The sequence below is a fragment of the Bacteroides sp. genome (assembly GCF_052357945.1).
Taxonomy (GTDB): domain Bacteria; phylum Bacteroidota; class Bacteroidia; order Bacteroidales; family Bacteroidaceae; genus Bacteroides.
This window is the reverse complement of sequence record NZ_DAWCXD010000241.1, coordinates 1-4,099: the sequence shown is the minus strand read 5'-3', so window position 1 is coordinate 4,099 and position 4,099 is coordinate 1. Positions and strand designations below refer to the sequence as shown.

Annotated in this window: 3 protein-coding genes and 1 pseudogene; all 4 read left to right on the top strand. The window is 43.0% G+C overall.

The window, feature by feature from the left end:
* Positions 1-1,295, top strand: a 1,295-nt coding sequence (gene guaB / locus ACT8YW_RS22105) for an IMP dehydrogenase (RefSeq protein WP_444107164.1), incomplete at its 5' end; no start/stop codon positions are given.
* Between the two features lie 144 nt (positions 1,296-1,439).
* On the top strand, positions 1,440-2,984 hold the full coding sequence (locus ACT8YW_RS22100; protein ID WP_444107165.1) for a peptidylprolyl isomerase: 1,545 nt from the start codon (positions 1,440-1,442) through the stop codon (positions 2,982-2,984).
* Between the two features lie 54 nt (positions 2,985-3,038).
* Entirely contained in the window at positions 3,039-3,884 is an 846-nt protein-coding gene (locus ACT8YW_RS22095; RefSeq protein ID WP_009038960.1) for a hypothetical protein, read from the top strand.
* 9 nt (positions 3,885-3,893) lie between these two features.
* Positions 3,894-4,099 (top strand): annotated as a pseudogene (locus ACT8YW_RS22090) (peptidylprolyl isomerase); the annotation flags it as partial.

The window sequence follows — 4,099 nt, the reverse complement described above, 5'->3', positions numbered from 1 at the left end:
CTATTGCCATTGCTCGTGAAGGTGGTATCGGTGTGATTCACAAAAATATGTCTATCGAAGAACAGGCAAGACAAGTTGCTATTGTAAAGCGTGCCGAAAATGGCATGATTTATGATCCCGTAACTATTAAAAGAGGTTCTACTGTGCAGGATGCACTGGACATCATGGCGGAATACAAAATCGGTGGTATCCCTGTGGTAGATGATGAAGGTTATTTGGTGGGTATTGTTACCAACAGAGATTTGCGTTTCGAAAGAGACATGGCTAAACATATTGATCTTGTCATGACTCCGAAAGAAAGATTGGTAACTACAAACCAGTCTACTGATCTAGAATCTGCTGCACAGATTCTTCAGAAACATAAGATCGAGAAACTTCCGATTGTTGGAATGGACGGAAAGTTGATTGGCCTTGTCACTTATAAAGATATTACAAAAGCAAAAGATAAACCGATGGCTTGTAAAGATGCCAAAGGTCGTTTGCGTGTAGCTGCCGGTGTAGGTGTGACTGCCGATACGCTGGATCGTATGCAAGCATTGGTAGATGCCGGTGCGGATGCAATTGTAATTGATACGGCTCACGGACACTCTATGTTTGTGATTGAAAAACTGAAAGAAGCTAAGAAACGCTTCCCGAACATTGATATCGTAGTGGGTAATATTGCTACCGGAGAAGCTGCAAAAGCGTTGGTAGAAGCAGGAGCGGATGCAGTGAAAGTCGGTATCGGTCCGGGTTCTATCTGTACCACTCGTGTGGTTGCCGGTGTAGGGGTTCCACAGTTGTCTGCTGTCTATGATGTAGCAAAAGCATTGAAGGGTACAGGTATTCCTTTGATTGCCGATGGTGGTTTGCGCTATTCGGGCGATGTTGTGAAAGCGTTGGCTGCCGGTGGATATTGTGTAATGATTGGATCATTGGTTGCCGGAACAGAAGAGTCTCCGGGCGACACAATCATCTTCAATGGTCGTAAATTCAAATCCTATCGTGGTATGGGATCGTTGGAAGCGATGGAGAACGGTTCGAAAGACCGTTACTTCCAGAGTGGAACTGCTGATGTGAAGAAGCTGGTTCCGGAAGGAATTGCTGCCCGTGTTCCTTATAAAGGTACACTTTTCGAAGTTGTCTATCAGTTGTCAGGTGGTTTGCGTGCAGGTATGGGATACTGCGGTGCTGCCAATATTGATAAACTTCACGATGCTAAGTTTACCCGCATTACCAATGCAGGTGTAATGGAAAGCCATCCGCACGACGTGACGATTACTAGTGAATCGCCTAACTATAGCCGTCCGGAATAATAGATAGATACGGTGAACTATTAACGGTGAACGGTGAACAGGCTGTATTGTCAGCAAGGTGTTCACTGCTCACCGTTTGTTGTTTATCTGTTATTGTTTCTGTGATGCTTGTTGTTTATTGTTTGGAAAATAAAAAAAATGATGATGAAAAGAAGCCTGTTGTTGGGATGTATTTCTCTCTTTGTTGTCGCGGTCTTTGCGCAAGAAGATCCGGTATTGATGCGTGTTAACGGAAGAGAGGTACTCCGTTCGGAATTTGAAAATGCATACCGTCGTTATGCAGAACGCTCAAATGCCCAGCTTTCACCAAAAGAGTATGCGGCACTTTTCGCTCAATCAAAGTTGAAGGTGGAAGCGGCCAGGGCTGCCGGACTTGATACGACTACAGTTTTCCGTAAACAACACGAGAAGCGTCGGACAGAATTGGTAGAATCTTATCTGATTGACAAACAAGTGATGGATAGTTGTGCCCGTGTCTTGTATCAGAAGATGGGACTGAAAGCACGTAGCGGCCGGGTGCAAGTCATGCAAATTTTTAAACGTTTACCGCAGACGGTTACTTCCCGTCATTTGGAAGAAGAAAAAGTCCGGATGGATTCTATATACCGGGTGATACAGAATCAGCCGGATTTGAATTTTAACCGTTTGGTGGAAATCTATTCGGATGATAAGCAGAATAGATGGATAGAAGGTCTGGAGACAACGAGTGAATTTGAGGATGTCGCTTTCTCTTTGGCGAAAGGTGCGGTATCACAGCCATTCTTCACTCCTGAAGGGATTCATATCTTGAAAGTGATTGACCGGGAGGAAGCATTTGCTTATGAAAATGTCAGTGGCAGGTTGATAGAGCGGTTACGGCGTAAGGAGGTTTTAGACAGAGGCACGGCAGCGATGCTCGACCGATTAAAAAAGTCATGGCAGTATACCCCGAATCAGGCAGCAATGGAAGAGCTGTTGACGAAAGGCCGGACAGAACAAAATCTCTTTACGATTGATGGACAGGTATATACCGGAGCTATGTTCACGCGTTTTGCCTCTTCTCATCCTCAATCTGTCAAACGCCAGTTGGAAGGGTTTATTGCTAAATCATTATTGGATTATGAAAGCCGGAATATAGATAAAAAGCATCCGGAAATTCGTGTTGCCTTGCGGGAATCTGACGAAAACTATTTGGTAAAAGAAATCACACGGCAGAAAATAGAGTTGCCTGCTATTAATGACCGGGCCGGATTGGCTACCTATTTCAAATTTCATTCGTCGGATTATCGGTGGGAGAGTCCCCGGTATAGAGGAGTCGTGCTTCATTGCGTTGATAAAAAGACGGCAAAGCAAGCTAAAAAAATGCTGAAGAAAGTGCCGGAAAAAGAGTGGGCGGACCAGCTTCGGCAAACTTTTAATACATCCGGGACGGAAAAGATACAGGTTGAACAAGGTATTTTTGCCGACGGAGACAATAAATATATAGATAAACTGGTTTTTAAGAAGGGTGATTTCGAACCCGTGATGTCTTATCCTTTTACCATTGTGGTAGGCGAAAAAATGAAAGGACCGGATGATTATCGGGAAGTAATTGAACAGGTGCGAAAGGATTATCGAAGCTATCTTGACACGTGCTGGGCGCGGGAATTGAGGGAGTTTGGTAAGGTTGAAATAAACCAAGAGGTTTTAAAAACAGTTAATAATAACTGATGTAACCGATTATTCACTATCTTCGTACCTTAAATAAGTAGATTTTAGTTGCCAATGCGAATATTAGTCCTCTTACTGATTACCCTTCTTGGTTGTGGAGCGTGCAAGGAACAGCGCGACCACAAAGGAAAGACTCCTTTGGTAGAGGTGGACGGTAACTTTTTATATAAAGAAGATTTGATGTCCGTGCTTCCGGTCGGATTGTCAAAAGATGATAGTATTCTCTTCACCGAACATTATATTCGTAGTTGGGCGGAAGAGATTTTATTATATGAGAAAGCTGCGAACAATATTCCCGATAATGTGGATGTAGACAAACTAGTGGAGAATTATCGGAAAGCGTTGATTATGCATACTTATCAGCAGGAGTTGATAAACCAGAAGCTGTCGAATGATATTTCCGAACAAGAGATCGCAGAATATTACGGAAAAAACAAAGAACTGTTTAAGCTGGAAACCCCGTTGATTAAGGGATTGTTTATCAAAGTGCCGTTGACGGCTCCCCAGCTGAACAATGTGCGCAGGTGGTATAAGTCGGAAAAACAGGATGCTGTTGAGAGCCTGGAAAAATATAGCTTGCAGAATGCAGTGAAATACGAATACTTCTATGACAAATGGGTGTCCGTGACTGATGTACTGGATATGATTCCACTGAAAGTAGAGGCACCGGAAGAGTACGTAGACAAACACCGTCAGGTAGAATTGAAAGATACGGCCTATTATTATTTCCTGAATGTGAGCGATTATCGCGGAATTGGTGAAGAGAAACCGTATGAATTTGCCCGTTCGGAAGTGAAAGACTTACTAGTTAATCAGAAACGGGTGAGCTTTATGGAACAGGTAAAGAACGACTTGTATCAGCAGGCAGTAAGTAAGAAGAAGATTATATATAATTATTAAATACAAAGAATGAAGAAGTTTGTGAACTTTAGATTTGTTGTTACCCTTGTCCTGGCAATATTTGCTAATGTGGCAACCTATGCACAAGATAATGTGGTTGATGAAGTAGTTTGGGTAGTAGGTGACGAAGCTATTTTGAAATCAGATGTAGAAGAGGCCCGTATGGATGCCTTGTATAATGGACGCAGATTTGACGGCGATCCTTATTGTGTAAT